This is a genomic window from Mycolicibacterium tusciae, assembly GCF_002086795.1.
GTDB classification, from domain to species: Bacteria; Actinomycetota; Actinomycetes; order Mycobacteriales; family Mycobacteriaceae; genus Mycobacterium; species Mycobacterium tusciae.
In genome coordinates this window covers 18,253-36,941 of sequence record NZ_MVIM01000001.1, presented here as the reverse complement: position 1 = coordinate 36,941, position 18,689 = coordinate 18,253, and the positions used below count along the sequence as shown (strand labels likewise).

17 protein-coding genes and 1 pseudogene are annotated in these 18,689 nt (G+C 65.0%); 10 read left to right on the top strand and 8 right to left on the bottom strand.

What is annotated here, in order from left to right; translation table 11 throughout:
* Positions 1-26 precede the first annotated feature (26 nt).
* Positions 27-815, top strand: a complete 789-nt coding sequence (locus tag BST47_RS00105) for an SDR family oxidoreductase (protein WP_083123183.1) — start codon at positions 27-29, stop codon at positions 813-815.
* Positions 815-1,660, top strand: a complete 846-nt coding sequence (locus tag BST47_RS00100) for a fumarylacetoacetate hydrolase family protein (protein ID WP_207568491.1) — start codon at positions 815-817, stop codon at positions 1,658-1,660. The genes BST47_RS00105 and BST47_RS00100 overlap by 1 nt, the downstream gene beginning before the upstream one ends.
* Before the next feature lie 4 nt (positions 1,661-1,664).
* Here BST47_RS00100 and BST47_RS00095 read toward each other — a convergent pair whose 3' ends face one another.
* Positions 1,665-2,345, bottom strand: a complete 681-nt coding sequence (locus BST47_RS00095; RefSeq protein ID WP_083123182.1) for a class I SAM-dependent methyltransferase — start codon at positions 2,343-2,345, stop codon at positions 1,665-1,667.
* Positions 2,346-2,419: 74 nt separating this feature from the next.
* Here BST47_RS00095 and BST47_RS00090 point away from each other — a divergent pair.
* The 3 genes and pseudogenes from BST47_RS00090 to BST47_RS00080 all read left to right on the top strand — a co-directional run bounded on the left by BST47_RS00090 (position 2,420) and on the right by BST47_RS00080 (position 6,583).
* A pseudogene (locus tag BST47_RS00090) lies at positions 2,420-3,270 on the top strand (helix-turn-helix transcriptional regulator).
* Between the two features lie 44 nt (positions 3,271-3,314).
* Positions 3,315-5,603: an isocitrate lyase ICL2 gene (gene aceA, locus BST47_RS00085; RefSeq protein ID WP_083123181.1), complete on the top strand. Its 2,289-nt coding sequence runs from the start codon at positions 3,315-3,317 to the stop codon at positions 5,601-5,603.
* A gap of 20 nt (positions 5,604-5,623) precedes the next feature.
* A complete protein-coding gene (locus tag BST47_RS00080) occupies positions 5,624-6,583 on the top strand; it encodes a haloalkane dehalogenase (protein WP_083123180.1) in 960 nt (319 codons plus the stop codon).
* Here BST47_RS00080 and BST47_RS00075 read toward each other — a convergent pair.
* From BST47_RS00075 to BST47_RS00065, 3 genes are read right to left on the bottom strand one after another with little or no spacing between them, the layout of a single operon-like run.
* Positions 6,580-7,932 carry a sensor histidine kinase gene (locus BST47_RS00075; RefSeq protein ID WP_083123179.1) on the bottom strand — a complete coding sequence of 451 codons (1,353 nt, stop codon included), beginning with the start codon at positions 7,930-7,932 and terminating at the stop codon, positions 6,580-6,582. The two genes, BST47_RS00080 and BST47_RS00075, sit on opposite strands and share 4 nt — an antisense overlap.
* Positions 7,929-8,621, bottom strand: a complete 693-nt coding sequence (locus tag BST47_RS00070; RefSeq protein ID WP_083123178.1) for an Rv0518 family GDSL lipase — start codon at positions 8,619-8,621, stop codon at positions 7,929-7,931. The genes BST47_RS00075 and BST47_RS00070 overlap by 4 nt, the downstream gene beginning before the upstream one ends.
* Positions 8,622-8,672: 51 nt before the next feature.
* The gene (locus BST47_RS00065) at positions 8,673-9,896 is read right to left on the bottom strand and encodes an acyltransferase family protein (RefSeq protein WP_083123177.1); all 1,224 of its coding nucleotides are present in this window, start codon (positions 9,894-9,896) and stop codon (positions 8,673-8,675) included.
* Between the two features lie 268 nt (positions 9,897-10,164).
* Here BST47_RS00065 and BST47_RS00060 point away from each other — a divergent pair, with 268 nt between their 5' ends.
* Genes BST47_RS00060 through BST47_RS00045 form a run of 4 tightly spaced genes read left to right on the top strand, consistent with a single transcriptional unit; the run spans position 10,165 to position 14,373 of the window.
* On the top strand, positions 10,165-10,629 hold the full coding sequence (locus BST47_RS00060) for a Fur family transcriptional regulator (protein WP_420094014.1): 465 nt from the start codon (positions 10,165-10,167) through the stop codon (positions 10,627-10,629).
* Between the two features lie 33 nt (positions 10,630-10,662).
* Positions 10,663-12,885, top strand: coding sequence for a catalase/peroxidase HPI (katG, locus tag BST47_RS00055; RefSeq protein WP_083123176.1), 2,223 nt, complete (start codon positions 10,663-10,665; stop codon positions 12,883-12,885).
* A gap of 8 nt (positions 12,886-12,893) precedes the next feature.
* The gene (locus BST47_RS00050; protein ID WP_083123175.1) at positions 12,894-13,667 is read left to right on the top strand and encodes a glutamine amidotransferase; all 774 of its coding nucleotides are present in this window, start codon (positions 12,894-12,896) and stop codon (positions 13,665-13,667) included.
* 28 nt (positions 13,668-13,695) lie between these two features.
* Complete coding sequence (locus BST47_RS00045; RefSeq protein ID WP_083123174.1) at positions 13,696-14,373, top strand: alpha/beta hydrolase; 678 nt, start codon at positions 13,696-13,698, stop codon at positions 14,371-14,373.
* 6 nt (positions 14,374-14,379) lie between these two features.
* Here BST47_RS00045 and BST47_RS00040 read toward each other — a convergent pair whose 3' ends face one another.
* Positions 14,380-15,657, bottom strand: a complete 1,278-nt coding sequence (locus tag BST47_RS00040; RefSeq protein WP_234809531.1) for a glycosyltransferase — start codon at positions 15,655-15,657, stop codon at positions 14,380-14,382.
* 141 nt (positions 15,658-15,798) lie between these two features.
* Between BST47_RS00040 and BST47_RS00035 the strand changes: the two genes are divergently transcribed.
* Positions 15,799-16,446: an MBL fold metallo-hydrolase gene (locus BST47_RS00035; protein ID WP_083123172.1), complete on the top strand. Its 648-nt coding sequence runs from the start codon at positions 15,799-15,801 to the stop codon at positions 16,444-16,446.
* Here the strand turns inward: BST47_RS00035 and BST47_RS00030 are convergent.
* The 3 genes from BST47_RS00030 to BST47_RS00020 are packed head-to-tail and all read right to left on the bottom strand — an operon-like array spanning position 16,443 to position 18,683.
* Positions 16,443-17,165 carry a DUF899 domain-containing protein gene (locus BST47_RS00030; protein WP_083123171.1) on the bottom strand — a complete coding sequence of 241 codons (723 nt, stop codon included), beginning with the start codon at positions 17,163-17,165 and terminating at the stop codon, positions 16,443-16,445. The two genes, BST47_RS00035 and BST47_RS00030, sit on opposite strands and share 4 nt — an antisense overlap.
* Before the next feature lie 16 nt (positions 17,166-17,181).
* Positions 17,182-17,901, bottom strand: a complete 720-nt coding sequence (locus BST47_RS00025; RefSeq protein ID WP_207568489.1) for a DUF899 family protein — start codon at positions 17,899-17,901, stop codon at positions 17,182-17,184.
* Positions 17,898-18,683, bottom strand: a complete 786-nt coding sequence (locus tag BST47_RS00020; RefSeq protein WP_083123169.1) for an ArsR/SmtB family transcription factor — start codon at positions 18,681-18,683, stop codon at positions 17,898-17,900. Before BST47_RS00020 ends, BST47_RS00025 begins: the two co-directional genes overlap by 4 nt.
* Between the last annotated feature and the right edge of the window lie 6 nt (positions 18,684-18,689).

Below are 18,689 nucleotides of genomic sequence, written 5' to 3'. Positions count from 1 at the left end.
ACATACAGCATTGAAGGAGCGCCCCAATGGATCTCGGCATTTCCGGACGAACCGCCCTGGTGCTGGGCGCCAGCGGCGGCCTCGGCAGCGCTATCGCGGCGCGCCTCGCTGCGGAAGGGGTGAACGTCGCCGCCGCAGGCCGCTCGACCGATGCGCTGGCCAGAACCGCTGCCCGGGTGGAGGCCGCCGGCGCGAAGGCTTTGCCACTCGCGTGGGACCTCGGCGATCTCGATCGCATGGAGTCCGTCGTGACGGCGGTCGAGAGCACGCTCGGGCCGATCGACATCCTGGTCAACAACACAGGCGGCCCACCGCCGACGACTGTCGCCGGTCAAGAGGCCGTCGTATGGCGGACGAGTTTCGACCAGATGGTGCTGTCGGTGATCATGCTGACCGATCGCGTCCTGCCCGGAATGCGCGAGCGCCGGTGGGGGCGCATCCTCACATCGACGTCGTCGGGCGCTCTGGCCCCCATCCCCAACCTCGGCCTTTCGAACACGCTTCGGGCGAGCTTGCACGCGTGGTCCAAGACGCTCGCCGACGAGGTGGGAGGCGACGGCGTGACGTCCAATGTCATTGTGCCGGGCCGGATCGAGACCGATCGGACCCGATTTCTCGACGAACGCCGGGCCGAACGGGAGGGGCGCACCACAGAAGAAGTGAGGCGAGACAGTGCGGCCACGATGGCGGTCGGACGGTACGGTCGTCCCGAGGAGTACGCCGACGTCGCGGCATTCCTGTGCAGCGAAAGAGCCTCGTATGTCACCGGTTCCGTCGTTCGCGTCGACGGCGGACTGATCAGAGGCGTCGCCTGATGCGTATCCGCACCGTGGCGATGGGCGACCAACAGTTCGCGTGTGTAGCCCTGCCCGACGGCCGCCTCGGCCGCATCGATCGGGTGCTGGCCGGCGGGCCGACGGACCTGTTGTCGCTCCTGGCAGGTGAACAATTGGACGCACTCGCCGCCGCGGTGAACACCGGGGTTGACGACGACCACTGTGTCGATCCGAACGCGCTCGTGCTCGCGCCCTGGACGCGGCCTCGGAAAATCCTTGGAATCGGGCTCAACTACGGCGCGCACGCCGGCGATCTCGGAGAGCAGGCGCCGCGTACCTCGCCTGCCTCGTTCATCAAGGGCGACCACACCATCGTCGGACCCGGTGAGCCGATCATCGTCCCGCCGGGGATCGGCAAGGTGACCGCGGAAGCCGAGTTGGGTCTGGTGATCGGACGTACCTGCTACCAGGTCTCCGTCGAGGACGCGATGGCCTATGTGGCGGGCGTCGTGCCGGTGCTCGATCAGACGGCCGAGACGGTGCTGCTGGAGAACCCGCGCTATCTCACGCGGGTCAAGAACTACCCCACGTTCTTCTCCTTCGGCCCGGACCTGATCACGCTCGACGAAGTGCTGGCCCATGCGCCGCTGGCGGATCTGCGTGTCGCGACCATCCACAACGGCGCCGTGCACCGCAAGGACACCGTCTCGGGGATGACGTTCTCCCCCGCGGAACTGCTCAGCTTCCACAGCCAGGTGATGCCGTTCTACCCCGGCGACATCCTGTCCACCGGCACCCCCGGCGCGGTCGCGATCGAGCCCGGCGACGTGGTGCGTTGCGAACTCGGCGACGAGCTCGCGTCGCTGACCAACCCGGTGCGGTAAAACGCTAAGCCGCCGGTCGCGAAGCACGGTAGTACGTGAGCCGGCCGACACCCCGATGGCGTTGCGAGGCAACCGTCGTGCAATCGAAGCCGACAGCACGCAGTAGCGACGGAATCGCATCGCCGAGGTTCCCTGCCGCATGTTCACTGCGAAGGAACCTCCTGACCAAAAACCCGTCGGACGGGGTCATGTCACCCCCGATGTCGACGAGATGGAGGCTGCCGCCGGGCCGCAGAACGCGAAGTATCTCGCTCGCCGCCGTGGTTTTCGTTTCTTGATCCAGGTGGTGCCACATCATGGAGGACAGGACACGATCGAATTCGTCGTCACCGAACGGTAGCTTCTGAACGTAGCCTCGTACGAACCGGATTCCGTTTCCGACGCTGACCTTGCGCTCCGCCCGAGCCAAGGCCCGCGGATCCGGGTCGACACCGACGACGGCGGCCCGCGGGTGTGCATGGTGCACTCGAGCAGTGAGGTTGCCGGTACCGCAACCGATTTCGAGGACGGACATCCCCTCGGCAACGGCGGCCTGGTCTATGAGGTTGTTGTAGACCTTGGGCATGCCCAGCGCTCGGGTCAGCAGATCGTAGAACGGAAGCAATGCGTCGCGGCCGGCCGCGGGCAGGTAGTCATGGCCGTCTGCGCCATATGGCCTCACAGAATTAGGATGATTTTCGGTCATGTCCCTATGGTGAATCGTTGAGTACGAGGCAAGTCGGGTGATCCTCGGCAAAAATAGGACTATCTTCGGTTCATATGACGGCGGCATCCCGACTGGTCGGACTCCGCAGCGGCGTCCCGCTGTACCGGTATCCAACCGATCCTGATACTCCGCCGGTGTCGGTGGTGCGCGGTCGCGCAAGGTGATGCTCGATCACGGCCGACACATTCACGACTTTCCCGCGCTCTGGTACGTGCAGGCGAAGGGGCTCGTCTACGTGGCGGCGGCGGGTGAGGTCCTCGACCCAACTCAGTTGGATCGGTTCGACGGCGGTATCGGGGTGTTCTTCGACCCGGCAGCACTGGGTTCGGACGGCGACGCGGCCTGGCCGGTCTGGCGTGGCCATCCCCTGCTGTTTCCGTTCCTGCACGGTGAATCGGGCGGGTTACTCAAGCTGACGTTGCCCACGACACGGCAGGCAGCGTGGGACGCCTCGATCACCGCGATCGAAGCAGAACTCGACGCACGGCTGGAGGGCTACCGGCAGGCCGCCCTTGCGCATCTGCTGTTGCTGCTCATCGATCTCGCCCGGATGGCCGACGATGTGGTGGGAGACCTGCGACACCTCGGCGAACCCGTACTCGCCGACGTCTTCGCCGTGATCGAACGCCGCCACGCCGAAGCCCTGTCCCTGCGCGATGTGGCACGCGAGGTGGGCATAACGCCCGGACACCTCACGACCATCGTCCGCCGTAGGACCGGCCGGACCGTGCAGGAATGGATCATCGACCGCCGGATGGCCGAAAGCCGGCGCCTGCTCGCCGACACCGACTTACCCATCCAGGAGGTCGCCCGACGGGTCGGCATTGCCGATCCCGGGTACTTCAGCAGGGTGTTTCGCCGCACTCACGGTTCGTCCCCCCGCTCCTGGCGTGGCAGACCGTAGGCGATAACGCCATCGACACACAGGCGTCGGTCGTACTGTGAGGTATGGCCATTATCGAAGCGGATGCAGCGCCCCAGACCCCGTTTGATCGGGATGTCGCAGACACCCAGCAGTACTTCGACAGCCCGCGATTCGACGGGATCATTCGTCTCTACTCAGCCCGCCAGGTAGTCGAGCAGCGCGGCACGATCCCGACCGATTACACCGTGGCCCGTGAGGCTGCCAAGGCATTCCACCCGCGCCTGCGCGAACTGTTCGCCCAGAAGAAGAGCATCACCACCTTCGGCCCCTATTCGCCGGGCCAGGCCGTGGTCATGAAGCGGATGGGCATCGAGGGCATCTACCTCGGTGGCTGGGCGACATCGGCCAAAGGGTCGATCAGCGAAGACCCGGGACCCGACCTGGCCAGCTACCCGCTGAGTCAGGTGCCAGACGAGGCCGCCGGCCTGGTGCGCGCGCTGCTGACCGCGGACCGCAATCAGCAGTACCTACGGCTGCGCATGACTCCCGAACAACGCGAAACCACCCCGGCGTACGACTACCGACCGTTCATCATCGCCGACGCCGACACCGGGCACGGCGGAGATCCCCACGTACGCAACCTTATTCGTCGTTTCGTCGAGTCAGGCGTACCCGGTTACCACATCGAAGACCAGCGTCCCGGCACGAAGAAGTGCGGCCACCAGGGCGGCAAGGTCCTCGTCCCCTCCGACGAACAGATCAAACGGCTCAACACCGCTCGCTTCCAGCTCGACATCATGCGGGTGCCCGGCATCATCGTGGCCCGCACGGACGCTGAAGCCGCTAACCTGCTCGACAGCCGCGCCGACGAACGCGATCAGCCGTTCCTGCTCGGCGTCACCAACCTCAAGATCCCGTCGTACAAGGCCTGCTTCCTGGCCATGATGCGGCGGTTCCACGACGCGGGGGTCACGGACCTCAGGGGACATCTGCTCTACGCCCTGCCCGACGGTGAGTACGCGGCCGCCGACGCATGGCTACAGCGCCACGGCATCCAGGCCATGATCACCGACGCCGCCAAGGAGTGGCAGGACAGCGCCGACGATTCGATCGATGCGATATTCGACCGGGTCGAATCGAAGTTCGTCGATGCCTGGCAGATCGACGCCGGCCTGCAGACCTACGGCGAGGCGGTCGGCGATCTCCTCGACTTCCGTGAGCGGGAGGGTGAGCCGGCCGAGACGAGCGCCGCGGACTGGCGCAAGTTCGCCGCCAAGGCATCGCTGTACTCGGCGCGGCAAAAGGCCAAGGAGCTGGGCGCCGACGCCGCATGGGACTGCGAGCGGGCGAAGACCCCGGAGGGTTACTACCAGATCCGTGGCGGCATCCCCTATGCGATCGCCAAATCGCTGGCCGCCGCACCGTTCGCGGACATTCTCTGGATGGAGACGAAGACCGCCGACCTCGCCGACGCCAAGCAGTTCGCGGATGCGATTCACGCCGAGTTCCCCGAGAAGATGCTGGCGTACAACCTGTCTCCCTCGTTCAACTGGGACACCACCGGCATGAGCGACGACGAGATGCGCGCTTTCCCTGAGGAACTCGGAAAGATGGGGTTCGTCTTCAACTTCATCACCTACGGCGGCCACCAGGTCGACGGTGTCGCCTGCGAGGAGTTCGCCACGTCGCTGCGGCAGGAGGGCATGCTCGCACTGGCTCGCCTGCAGCGAAAGATGCGACTGGTCGAATCTCCCTACCGCACACCGCAAACCCTGGTCGGCGGGCCGCGCAGTGATGCCGCGCTGGCCGCGTCGTCGGGACGCACGGCGACCACCAAGTCCATGGGCGAAGGCTCCACCCAGCACCAGCACCTGGTGCAGACCGAGGTGCCGAAGAAGCTGCTCGAGGAGTGGCTGGCGCTGTGGAGCGATCACTATCAGCTCGGCGAGACACTTCGGGTGCAGCTACGGCCGCGTCGCGCCGGCTCCGATGTCCTCGACTTGCAGATCCTCGGTGACGGCGAAGATCCGCTCGCCAACGTCGTGGTCGATCCCATCAAGGACCGGCACGGGCGCAACATCCTGACGGTGCGCGATCAGAACACCTTCTCGGAGAAGATGCGCAAGAAGCGGTTGATGGACGTCATCCATCTCTGGCTGATCCACCGCTTCAAGCCGGAGATCGTCTATTACGTGACGCCGACCGAGGACAACATCTATCAGACCGAGAAGATGAAGTCCCACGGCATCTTCAGCAACGTGTACCAGGAGGTCGGCGAGATCATCGTCGCCGATGTGAACCAGCCGCGCATCGATGAACTCCTCGCGCCCGATCGCGAGGCGCTCAAGCGGCTGATCGCCAAGGAGGACTGAGCGGACCGCACGTCGATCCCATGGACGTTCTCCGAACCCCAGACGAGCGATTCGACAACCTGCCCGACTATCCGTTTCCGCCCAGCTACGCCGTCGTCGAGACCCGCGGCGTGCCGCCGGTGCGGATGCACTACGTCGATGCCGGGCCCGCCGACGGGCCCGTTGTCGTCCTCCTGCACGGGCAGCCGACGTGGTCGTTCATGTACCGCAATGTCATTCGGGCCCTTGTGGACTCGGGGATGCGGGTCATCGCGCCGGACAACATCGGCTACGGTCGCTCCGACAAACCCACCGACGCGACGACCTACACGTTTCGCCGGCACATCGACTGGACCCGGAGTCTGGTCGACGGGCTCGGCCTGCGCGAGGCGACGCTGGTGGTGCAGGACTGGGGTGGGCCGATCGGTCTGAGCGTGCTGGCCCGCGAACCCGATCGGTTTGCGAGGGTGGTCGCGACGAACACCATCTTGCACACGTGCGACCCGGGGTTGGCAGGCAAGCTCGCGTGGGCGCATCACGGTGTCGACGAGGACCGGGTAATGTTGCAGGAGACGCTGCTCGACTATGTCGCGTTGTACGCACGCGCGCCGGACATCAATCCGAGCATGTTTCTGGACGCGGTGGCCGGCCCGCTCCATGCCGACGTGCTCGCGGCGTACGAGGCACCCTTCCCCGACCGCAGCTACAAAGCCGGACTACGGCAGATGACCGCGCTCATCCCGCTGACACGCAGCGATCCCGGTGCGGCCATCGGGCGCGACACGATGGCCGCCCTGCGGCAGTGGGAAAGGCCCTTCCTGACCGCGTACTCGGACGGCGATCCACCAACTCGCGGGTGGGACAAGGTGTTCCAGGAGCAGGTTCCCGGAGCCCAGCGCCAGGCGCACACGATCATCACCGGCGCCGGGCATTTCATCGCAGAGCAGAAAGGCGCGGAACTGGCCGCCGTCATCGCCGAATTCATGGGCGTCACAAACTAACTCGGCGCCGGTAGCCGCAGCACCAGCCGCGCCCCACCCATGGGGCTGGCCTCCATCGTCGCCGTGCCGCCGTGCAGGTCCGCCTGCTGTGCCACCAGCGCAAGGCCGAGTCCTGAACCGGACCGCGCGGCCGTCGACCCGCGGGAGAACCGCTCGAAGATCGCGGCGCGTTCCTCCTCCGGCACACCGGCGCCGTTGTCATCGACGGTGATCTCCACACCCTCACCGGAGCTGACCGCGCTGAGACGGATTTCGGTCGCGCCGCCGTGCTTGACGGCGTTGGTGATGGCGTTGTCGATTACCAGCCGCAAGCCGGCGGGCAGGCCCACCATCAGCACCGTGGTCGACGACCCGAGCGAGACGGCCAGATCGGGGTAGTTGCGCATCGCGTCATGCGCCGCACGATCCAGCAGCTCGGTGATGTCGACGGGCACGAAGTCGTCGACGGTGGTCAACTCGCCCTGCGCGAGGCGCTCCAGCGCAGTGAGCGTCGCTTCGATGCGGGTCTGGGTGCGCATGACGTCCGCGATCACCTCTTGTCGCTGATCGTCACGCATCTCGAGGGTGGACAGCACCTCGAGGTTGGTGCGCATAGCCGTTAGCGGCGTTCGCAATTCGTGCGAGGCCACGGCGGCGAAGTCGCGGGCTGATTCGAGTGCCGCCCTGGTGCGCTGCTGCTCGTCACCGATACGGGCAAGCATTCCCTCGACGGCCTCGGCGATCTCCACCGCTTCCTGCACACCGCGCACTTTGACTTCATCGGGATTGGACTGCGCGTTGATCGCGCGGGCCTGCTGAGCCAGCAGCCGGAAGGGATTGATCATGATCGACCACATCACCGAGCCGACCAGGACGGTACCGATGATCACGCCGCCGCAGATCAGCAGCACCCGCCGGTGCAGTTCATTGATGCGGCGCTGCGTTTCGGCAAGCGGAGCACCCACCGCGATCTTCGCGTCGCCGGCGGTGAAGGTGCGGACGCGGTACTCGACACCGCCGATGGTCGTGTTGGCGTAGCCGACGTCGAAATCCGGCAGCACCACTTCGCGAGGCATCGACACGGTTATGCCTTCGACGCGCGCGGTACGCACGACGTTGCCGTCCGGCGCCTGCGGCTGGTCGGCTCCCTCCTGTTGTGCGGTTTGCAGCAGCGTGCTGATGTCGCCCAGACTGCTCACCGAATCGAGCCGGCGATCCAGCTGGCTGTACTGGTCGTTGGTCACGCCGAACCAGACCCACGCGCCGAGAGTGATCACCAACGCCACGACCGAAAGCGCGGCGACGATGACGATCACCCGCAGCGACAGCACACGCGTCAACAGTTCGAAGACGCGCTCGCCGAGTTTCATAAGCGGACAGGCAGTTGTGCCGCGATGAGCGGTGCGATTTTATCCGCCATGTACTGGTGTCCGGCGTCGGTCGGGTGCACACCGTCGGAGCCGATCAATCCGGGTTTCCCGACGAACCAGCGTTCAGCGATGGGGTCGACGAACGTCGCGCCGGCGACCCCGGCCTGATACTGAAGTGCATCGCGAATCCGCACGAGGTTCGCGGGCGGATCGACGGTCGGCCACGGCGGCCCGATAACCAGGAACGTCGCCGAAGGCGCGATGCGGCGGGCCAATTGGAAGGTGCCGTACGCCAGGATCGACAGCTGCGCGGGATCAACAGCCAGGTCATTACGGGAGCCGAAGAACACGATGAGCTCGTCATCGGGCTTGACCGTCCGCGCCGTCAGATCCTCGAACAGACTGCCCCGGTTACCTCGCGTCCCGTACCCCGCACCCCCCTCGGCGCCGACGGCCGCCGAGATCGGCATCCGATACGACGCAAGCTCGTCCCAGGCACGAGCGGTCCACCCGGTCGGGCCGAGGCCGCCGAGATCGGTACCCGTCGTATACGAGTCGCCGACAACCGCGATGCGATTTACCGACGATTTCAACGTCACAATGTCGTTGTGTCGCACCCGTATTGGGCCCTCGCCGCCCACGCTGACCAGCAACGCGAGCGCAGTCATGACCGTGACGAACCGCCTCACCGGACCAGCCTAGGACTCATTTGACCAAATCGACGTTGAAGACGCGCGAACTCATCCCGCACGTGCAGAAACCACAGATCGACGGTCCTCACGCTGACCATCGATGGTCTGCAGCCTGCCGTGGCCAGAGTCCTGGCGAGTGTCGCGGGGTGGCTTCATCATGCTGCGCATCCACTTGCGCGCGGGCTCCTCGACGAGGTGGTACAGCAGCACCGCGCCCGCGATCGCCACTGCGAACAGTGCCAGCAGCACCGCCTTGCCCGCGAGGTCGGAGCCGAGCTGCAGTTCGAACTGCAGAACCATCCAATCCCATGTCGTGTGCACCAATTCGTGAACCATGTAGAGGCTGAACGAGATGTGTCCGAGGTAGACCATCGGACGAAGGGACAGCATGGCCGGTAATGTGCCCGCACCGATCGCCAGGGTCGCCACCAGTGGGACGAACAGCACGTCGACCAAGCCGGCCGAGTCATGGATCGTCGGGACGGGGTTGGCGTCCAACCAGTACAGGACGCCGACGATGGCCGCCGCGAGCAGAAGTGACGCGATACCGGCGCCCGTACGGGCCCGATCGCTCGGTGCCAGCTTGCGCACGGCCGCGCACACCAGCGCCCCCGCGGTGAACTGCATGATGATCCGCGGCAACCAGCTCCATGGTGTGTAGAACAGGCCGGTAGCCATCAGCAGCACCACCGGGGGCAGCGACGCGGCGACGGCAAGGAAGAACAGGCCCCTCGCCCGCGTCGCGCGGGCGATGCGGAAGATCACCAAGACCAGCGCGCCGAACAGGAGATACGCGAGCCATTCGGCGCTGATCGACCAGGCGGGTCCGTCCCAGCTGGTGCCGTCGAAGTAGGGCGCGAACCACAGCTGCACGAGCAGGAATTGCCGCACGTAGTTCATCGCCGTGAGCGATCCTGCGGCCTCTGACGGAACGTGGCCGACGTTGAGCGTGAAGATGATCCACAGCGCCGCCAGATGCATTGTCACCAGGTAGACGGGCCACACGCGCGAAAGCCGCAACCACAGGAAGTGCAGTGTGGACCGCCACGAGAAGGAGTCGCCCATCCGGTCGAGATAGTTCCACGTCAGCACGAACCCGCTGAGGATGAAGAACAGATCGACGCCCTGGGCGCCGCAGTCGAGCAGCGGCGCCAGCGCCGACCTGAATCCCGGGGCGGCCTGCTCGAGCAGTGGGCGGAAATGAAAGAGCACGACCCACACCGCTGCGACGATGCGCAATCCGGACAGGGCCTTGATCTCGCCGGTACGCACAACACTCTCTTCGTGAGGGACTCGAACAGTTGCGATCGTCTGCCGGGCGGTACGCCTCCCCGCGACCACGCTTCCGGCAGTTTGGCAGGCTACCAGTGGTAACACCGCCCCGACACACTCAGACACGCTGTGAATCGGCTGTGCAATGACCAAAATTGTTGTCGACCAGGCGCTCTGACGCGTCCGAAGGACACATGTTCCGTTGGATCTCAAAGTCGCCCGAACACGCCGATGATCAAGTCTTGACTGATTCCAGAAAAGGGGCATGATGGTCTTCGTGGCGCCCACGACGGATTTCTCGGAGCAACTGCGGCTCGCAGACCTCCGCGTCACCCGTCCCCGCCTCGCTGTCCTGGAGGCGGTCTGTACGCACCCGCACGCCGATACCGAGACGATCTTCTCCGCGGTGCGGGTCAGTCTTCCCGAGGTATCCCGTCAAGCGGTGTACGACGTGCTCGCGGCGTTGACCGCCGCGAATTTGATTCGCCGTATCCAGCCATCGGGCTCCGTCTCGCGCTACGAGTCGCGCGTCGGCGACAACCACCACCACGTCGTGTGCCGCTCGTGTGGGGTCATCGCCGATGTCGACTGCGCCGTCGGCGACACCCCCTGCCTGACACCGTCCGATCCGGAAGGATCCCTCGACGGTTTCGTCCTGGACGAGGCCGAGGTCATCTATTGGGGCCTGTGCCCAGATTGTTCCGCATCACAAACGTCGCGATCACACACGTGATCACAGCCCATTTCACCCATCGGAAGGAATGTTGTGTCTGATTCACCTGACGCCAAGCCGCCGTCACCCGAGAAGCCCACGGCGAGCAGCGGAAGCGAGAGTGAAAACCCCGTAATCGATACGCCGAAGCCGAAGGCGCACGCGCCCCGAACCAACCAGGATTGGTGGCCCGACCAGGTCGACGTGTCGAAGCTGCACGCACGCGGCTCCTTCTCCAACCCCTACGGCGACGATTTCAACTACGCCGAGGAGTTCGCCAAGCTCGACCCCGAGGCCCTCAAGGCCGACGTGCTCTCCGTCATCACCACGTCGCAGGACTGGTGGCCCGCCGACTACGGCAGCTACGCCGGCCTCTTCATCCGCATGAGCTGGCACGCCGCCGGTACCTACCGCATCTACGACGGCCGTGGCGGCGGCGGCGAGGGCATGCAGCGCTTCGCGCCGCTGAACAGCTGGCCGGACAACGCCAACCTGGACAAGGCGCGTCGTCTGCTGTGGCCGGTCAAGCAGAAATACGGCAACAAGATCTCGTGGGCCGACCTGCTGGTCTTCGCCGGCAATGTGGCACTGGAGTCGGCCGGCTTCGAGACTTTCGGTTTCGGCTTCGGCCGGCCCGACGTGTGGGAGCCCGTCGAGATCCTCTTCGGCGAAGAGGACGAATGGCTTGGCACCGACAAGAGGTACTCAGGTGAGCGCGATCTCGCCGAACCTTACGGCGCGACCACGATGGGCTTGATCTACGTCAATCCCGAAGGGCCCGAAGGTAAGCCGGATCCGATCGCCGCTGCGATCGACATCAAGGAGACCTTCGGCCGGATGGCCATGAACGTCGAGGAGACCGCAGCGCTGATTGTCGGTGGCCACACGCTGGGCAAGACCCACGGCGCCGGCCCGGACGAAGGTATGGGCCCCGAACCCGAGGGCGCTCCGATCGAGCAGCAGGGCCTGGGCTGGAAGTGCCCGTTCGGCTCGGGCAAGGCCGGCGACACGGTCACCAGCGGGCTCGAGGTGGTGTGGACGGACAAGCCCACCCAGTGGAGCAACCGCTACCTGGAGATCCTGTACGGCCACGAGTGGGAGCTGACCAAGAGCCCCGCGGGCGCATGGCAGTTCGAGGCCAAGGACGCCGAGGCGATCATCCCCGATCCGTTCGGTGGGCCGAACCGGAAGCCGACGATGTTGGTCACCGACGTCTCCATGCGGGAGGACCCGGAGTTCGGCGCGATCACCCGTCGCTGGCTCGACCACCCCGAGGAGCTCAACGAGGCGTTCGCCAAGGCCTGGTACAAGCTGCTGCATCGTGACATGGGTCCGATCAGCCGTTACATCGGCCCGTGGGTCGCCGAGCCGCAGCTGTGGCAGGACCCGGTTCCTGCCGTCGAGGGCGAGCTGATCGACGAGTCGGACATCAAGTCGCTCAAGGCCAAGCTGCTCGACTCGGGGCTGACCGTGCAGCAGTTGGTCAAGACGGCATGGTCGTCTGCCGCCAGCTTCCGCAGCACCGACAAGCGCGGTGGTGCCAACGGTGCGCGGATTCGCCTTGAGCCGCAGAAGAACTGGGAGGCCAACGAGCCGTCCGAGCTGGCCAAGGTGCTGCCGGTGCTCGAGAAGATCCAGCAGGAGTTCAACGCCGGGAGCAAGAACGTGTCGCTGGCCGACCTGATCGTGCTGGGCGGCTCGGCGGCGGTCGAGAAGGCAGCCAAGGATGCCGGCTTCGAAATCGATGTCCACTTCGCGCCGGGTCGCACCGACGCGACGCAGGAGGACACCGACGTGGAGTCGTTCGCGGTGCTCGAGCCGCGGTGGGACGGGTTGCGCAACTTCGTGCGTCCGGGCGAGAAGAATCCGCTGGAGCAGCTGCTGATGGAGAAGGCGATCCTGCTTGGGGTGACAGCTCCCGAACTGACGGCACTGGTCGGCGGCCTCCGGGCACTCAACGTCAACCACGGCGGCAGCAAGCACGGCGTGTTCACCGACAAGCCGGGTGTGCTGACCAACGACTTCTTCGTCAACCTGCTCGATATGAGCACACAGTGGAAGTCGGGGATGGCAGAGCACGTCTACGAGGGCACCGACCGTGCGTCGGGCCAGCTCAAGTGGACCGCGACCGCCAATGATCTGGTGTTCGGCTCGAATTCGCAGCTGCGGGCGCTCGCTGAGCACTACGCCCAAGACGACAACAAGCAGAAGTTCGTCGAGGACTTCGTCGCCGCGTGGGTGAAGATCATGAACAACGACCGGTTCGATCTGGCCTAATTGGGTTCATGCGACACCCCGCGGGCTCTGACGGCTCGCGGGGTGTCGTGCTATCTGCGCCATTCCTGCTGTTGTCGATCCGCGGCGAGGATGAGGCGGCCGACGACGAGTACGCCGCGGTGATGCGCTTCGCCGGTCTGGATTCGACGGGTGTGCACCGCATCCGGCTCACTCATCAGGAACTGGGCACCATTGATCTCGCCGACTGGTCTGGCATCATCCTGGGTGGCGGGCCATACAACGTCAGCGACGCGGCCGAGATGAAATCCGCGACGCAGCAACGTGTCGAGTCCGAGCTGTTCGCGTTGATCGGGCGCATCGTCGATGAGGATTTCCCGTTTCTCGGCTGCTGCTACGGCGTCGGCACGCTGGGTACCGTCATCGGCGCCGGGATCGATCGCACATATCCGGAACCGGTTGGCGGCATGCCGATAACGGTCACCGACGCTGGTCGAGCCGATCCCCTGTTCGCCGAATTGCCCGACGTCTTCGACGCCTACGGCGGGCACAAGGAGTCCGCGGCAACGCTGCCGGACAACGCGGTGTGTCTGGCCACCTCGCCGCAATGCCCGGTCCAGGCCTTCCGGGTCGGCGAGAACGTCTATGCCACGCAGTTCCATCCCGAACTCGACCTCGCCGGCATCTACACCCGCGTCGAGGCCTACAAGAATCACGGCTACTTCGCCCCCGAGTCCGCTGAGCAGCTCAAAACTGAAGCGCGGCAATGGAATGTCCGCTATCCGCACATGATTCTGCGGCGGTTCGCCGAGCGCTATGCATAAGTTTGTAGAGGTCGGGAACCCTCGGTACATGGAGACGGTCGAATACGCACCAGGTCGGTTCGCAGATGTATACGGTGATCCCGCGCAACGCACGGTCCTGATGTGGCATGGTGCGCAGGTCGACGCGCGAGCCACGATGGGCCCGCTTGCCCAACGGATTGCCGACCGGGGCGCCGGTGTCGTCGTGCCGGACTGGAATTCCCGGGCCGCAGACCGCGGTCGTGCCGACCTGCTGGGATCGCTGGAGTTCGTCCGCGCGCGGTGGACGACACCGATCGTCCTGGTCGGTTGGTCGCTCGGTGGAGCAGCTGCAGCGGGAGCGACGATCCACGCAGCCGACTTCGATTTCGAACTGGCACAAACGGTTTGCCTTGCGGGCGCGTTCATGGTCGCAGAGTCGGTCTCCGGAGAGACGCTGCCCACCGACCTGACGGAGTTCGGCGCGGGTTCACCGTTCACGCTGATGCACGGCGTCCAAGATCAGGTCATTCCGGTCGATGTCAGCCGTGATTTCGCTGCGATGCTTCGACGCAACGGGTGGCCCGTCGAGCTCACCGAACTGCCAACGGATCACGCTGCGATCGCGGGGGCGGCCTACGACGAGGCCGACGACCGCTACGTGCCCGCGAGCGATGCTCAGGCGCTTGTCATTGCGGAGGCTGTGGCGGAGAAAATCGCGAATATCGCTCGTGCGGCGCGCCTCTGAGGCTGCTCAGTTGTGGACGCCACGCGAGCGCATCGCACCGCTGACCAGCGAGCCAATACTGTCGAGCGCCTGCGATCCCACGATGTCGGAGCCGATGCGTAGGGCTGCAGCGCCATAGTCGGGGGTCGCGAGAACGTGGCCGACGGCTGCCCTGATCCGCGCAGGAGAAGGCGCGTCGGTCCCTAGGTTGACGCCGACTCCTGTGTACGCGACACGCGCGGCCACCTCTGCCTTGTCGGACGACTCCCCGGCGACGATCAACGGAATGCCGTAGCGCAACGCGTGCTGCACGCCACCGTAGCCGCCGTTCGTGACCATGACGTCTACATGAGGTAGAAGCGCTGCATACGGTAGCCATTCGGCGACGAAGGCGTTGGGTGGCATGTCGGTGCATTCGAACGGTCGCCCCGTGGTCGCCACGACGACGGTGTCCATTTCTTTCAGCGCGGAGACTGTCGCTCCGATCAGCCGGTCGTGGTCGTGGTTGTCGAACGTCCCCTGGGTGACGTGCACGACAGTCCGCGCGGCAAGGACCTCAGGCCACCAATCCGGTGCGTCGAACGCTCCCACTTCGTCGGGTAGCACCGGGCCGACGAAATCGACGGAGCCAGGCAGATCCCGGCGCGGGTACTCGAACGCCGGCACGGTCAGTTGGACCAGTCGGTCAGCCAGTCGCGGCCAGTCGACCAGGCCGACGGGCGACGGCCGTGCACCAAGCGCTTCGAGTTCACGATTCAACGACTTCTGTACGCCCCGCAGCATGACCCCCTGCACCACGCGGTGGACGCCGTCGTAATCCATGCCGGGGCGCGGCGCCCAAGCCATTCCGAACGGTGGGGTGTCCGCACTCGACAGAGTGACCGGCCCGACCCCGATCGTGAACACCTCCGGCCTGGGCCGATCTCTGAGTAATAGGGCAAGCACCCCGGTGAAGGTCAGATCAGCCAGTACGACATCCACCGGCTCCTCGGCCAGCACCTGCTCGAGCGCGTCGTACTGGGCAGCCAACGGTGACACGAAGGTCGATTCCAACTCTGCGAGCCCAAGCAGATAGCGGCGCAGAAGATTTGGCATTGGGATGCGTTGCTGTTGGGCTGGCGGCCGGACGCGGGCGTCCGGGCCAAGAGGTACGAGACGCAGCCCGGCACCTTCGACGTCATCCCGAAAATCGGGCGCCGAGATGACGATGACGTCGTGGCCGATTTTCTGAAGGTGCGCACCGATGCGCATCATCGGAAGGACATGCCCAGACAGCGAGCTGGCGGCGACGACAACGCGACCCAAGGTGGCACCCTTCAAAGAGCAGTTCGATTCGGCCGCCGAGAGCCGCCGGCTACGTACTCTGTTGCCGCCGGGGGTCGAGTCTAACCTCCCGTCTCACCACTTTCTTGACCTCAACCTTGGTTGAGGAAGCAGGGTGGAGTCATGGCCACTTTGACGAAGATCAACGACGATCTCTATCAAACCCAAATGGACTCGCCCTTCCCCGGCTTGACCACTCATGCCTACCTGTGGCGGCGGCCTGCGGGGAATGTGCTGTTCTACAGTCCGGCCGGCGATGCGGACTTCGACGCGATCGACGCACTGGGCGGTGTCAGCGCTCAATATCTCTCGCACCTCGACGAGGCGGGCCCGAACCTGGCCCGGATCGCCGAGCGTTTCGGCCGTCGGTTACACGCTCCCGCGGCCGAACTGGCAGAGGTGAGCGCACACGGCTCGGTCGACGTACCGCTGGAGCCGGTGCGACATGTCGATGCGAACGACGTGGAAGTGCTTCCCACACCAGGTCATTCACCCGGAAGCACCTGTTACCTCGTGACAGGCGCGGGCGGTGACCGCTATCTGTTCACCGGCGACACCATATTTCCCGCCGGTGACGGCACCTGGTCGACCTTCGTAGTGCCCGGTCGAGGTGATGCGGCGGCAATGCGGGATAGCATCAAGCTGCTGGGAACCCTCAGACCCGACATCGTGATCTCGAGCGCTTTCGCGGGCGAGACGGCGATCGAGGCCGTCGACGCGACGCGGTGGTCGGAGATCATCGACCAAGCACTGGCGAGCGTGAAGTCCTAGGAGCAGCATCCGCCGGGGCCGTGCCCCTGCTCGGCGTAAGTGTCGTTCCAGCGCCACCATTCGTAGGGCGGGCCCTGCGGATAGCCCTCGGGTGAGTCCTCCCAATTCTCCTGTCGCCCAAGTGCGGTCATGTCGAGCAGGTTCCAGGTTCCGACGAATACTTCGTCGCCTCGGCCGGAGATCATGTAGGTGCGGAAGACACGGTCCTTCTCGTCGCGGATGAAGGCGTTGGTGCCGTGCCAGAGGTCGACACCGAAGTCCTTGTCGAAGCTATCGGTGAGCGAGTACCACGGGTGCCGCCACCCCATCTTCGACTTCATCCGCTCCAGGTCGGGTTGCGTGGCGCGCGACACGTACACGAAAGTTGTGTCGCGTGCGTTGAGATGAGCAAGATTCGGAACGTGGTCGGCCATCAACGAACAACCCACGCAACCGTGTTCAGGCCAGCCCGGGTGCCCGGGGACATCGTCGCCGCCCGTGCCTGGTTCGATGAACGCGCGATAGACGATCAGCTGGCGTCTGCCGTCGAACAGATCGAGAAGGCTGAGCTTGCCGTCAGGCCCGTCGAAGGCGTACTCCTTTTCAACGGGTGTCCAGGGCATGCGACGCCGCTGGGCGGCCAACGCATCGCGGGCGCGTTGAACTTCTTTTTCCTTGACGAGCATGTCGTTCAGAGCGGCATCCCACTCCGCTGCCGACACAATGGGTGGAGTCTTCATTCGCCTTTCTCCCTTCTCATCTCAGGTCGTCGGAGCGACCTGCCCGTAGTCGTGACCACTGCGCAATCGGGCGTCCGTCCGAGCGCATCGGTTGGAGATCATCGCCGAGCGGGTATATCGGCCAGTCGCGCGGCGAGTCCTCCCACTCCTCTTGGCGGCCATAGACGGTGAGGTCCATCAGCGCAAGGCTGTAGTCCATGGATTCGACGCCGCGGTAATTGGTCCAATACGTCTCGAACACGCGGTCGCCGTCGCGCAGGTAGCAGACCAGATGCATGAGACCTTGTTGCCGTCCGGCGAGCAGGGTGTCGAGCGATTCTTGCGCGGAGTACCACGGCATCTGCCAGCCCATGAAGTCGCGGTAGCGGCCACTCTCCTCATACGGGCCTTGACAGAAGACCGCGTAGGTGATGTCGCGCGAGTGCAGGTACGACAGCTCCTGGACACTGGTGGTGCACCATGTGCAGCCTTCACATTGTTCGGCCGCGGAATGCCCTGTGTGCCACATGAAGTAGTACGCAATCAGCTGCGTACGGCCCTCGAAGGTGTCAAGCAGCGTGACCGGTCCGTTGGCGCCGCGCAAAGTGGTCGAGGCATCCAGCTCGACCATCGGCAGTCGGCGCCTGGCCGCCGCGATCGCGTCCCCTTCTCGCGTGTGCGCCTTCTCCCGGACCCGTAGCGCGTCGATGTGCGCCTGCCAGGTCGCCCGGTCGGCGGTCACCGGCATTCCCGTCACGCCAGCTCCAGCTCGCTCTTGAGGTTAGCGAGCTTCCACGGCCACCCACCGGAAATAAGTTCGCGCACAGTGCTTTCAGGCGGAAAATCGTCGTGGATGACGGTGAGCTTAACTTGACCGTCGTCGGCCGGCTCGATATCGAAGGACACCTTGGAGCGCCTCTCCGAGGCCGCCTTTTTCACGACGTCCTCAGCGAGGCCCAGTGCCGTCAACTCGGGCACGAAGGTATGAAAGGTGAACGCGAGCCTGCGATATGGCTCCGACTCGAGGATCACCTGCTCGGAGTCCTCGATCTCCAGGCCGGTGCAGTCAGACCACACATAAGAGGAGCCCTTCTTGAAATCCGACACCAACGCGTGGCCCATGTAGCGGTTGGAGAACGCGGGATCGGTGATCGCCTGCCACAAACGCTCCGGCGTGGTGCGGATATAGGTCGTATAGACGAATGCGGGACTGTTGCTCATAGGTTCGCTCTCCAATGCAATCTTCAGGTCGGCGAGTGTCTGCACCCGCGCACGGTCGTACTGGTTGATCCAGCGATCGGCGATCGCGTTGATCGGTTCGGCGTTGAGGTAGTGCAGTTTCTCCCTGCCCCGCCACACTGTGGTGATCAGGTTGGCTGCCTCGAGCACCGCGAGGTGCTTGCTGACCGACTGCCTTGCCATGGACAGTTCCGCGCACAAGTCACGCAGACTCTGCCCGTTACGTGAATTGAGGCTGTCGAGCAGTAGACGTCGGCTGGGATCGGCCAGCGCCTTGAATACCTCGTCTGTTTGTGTCATATCCGT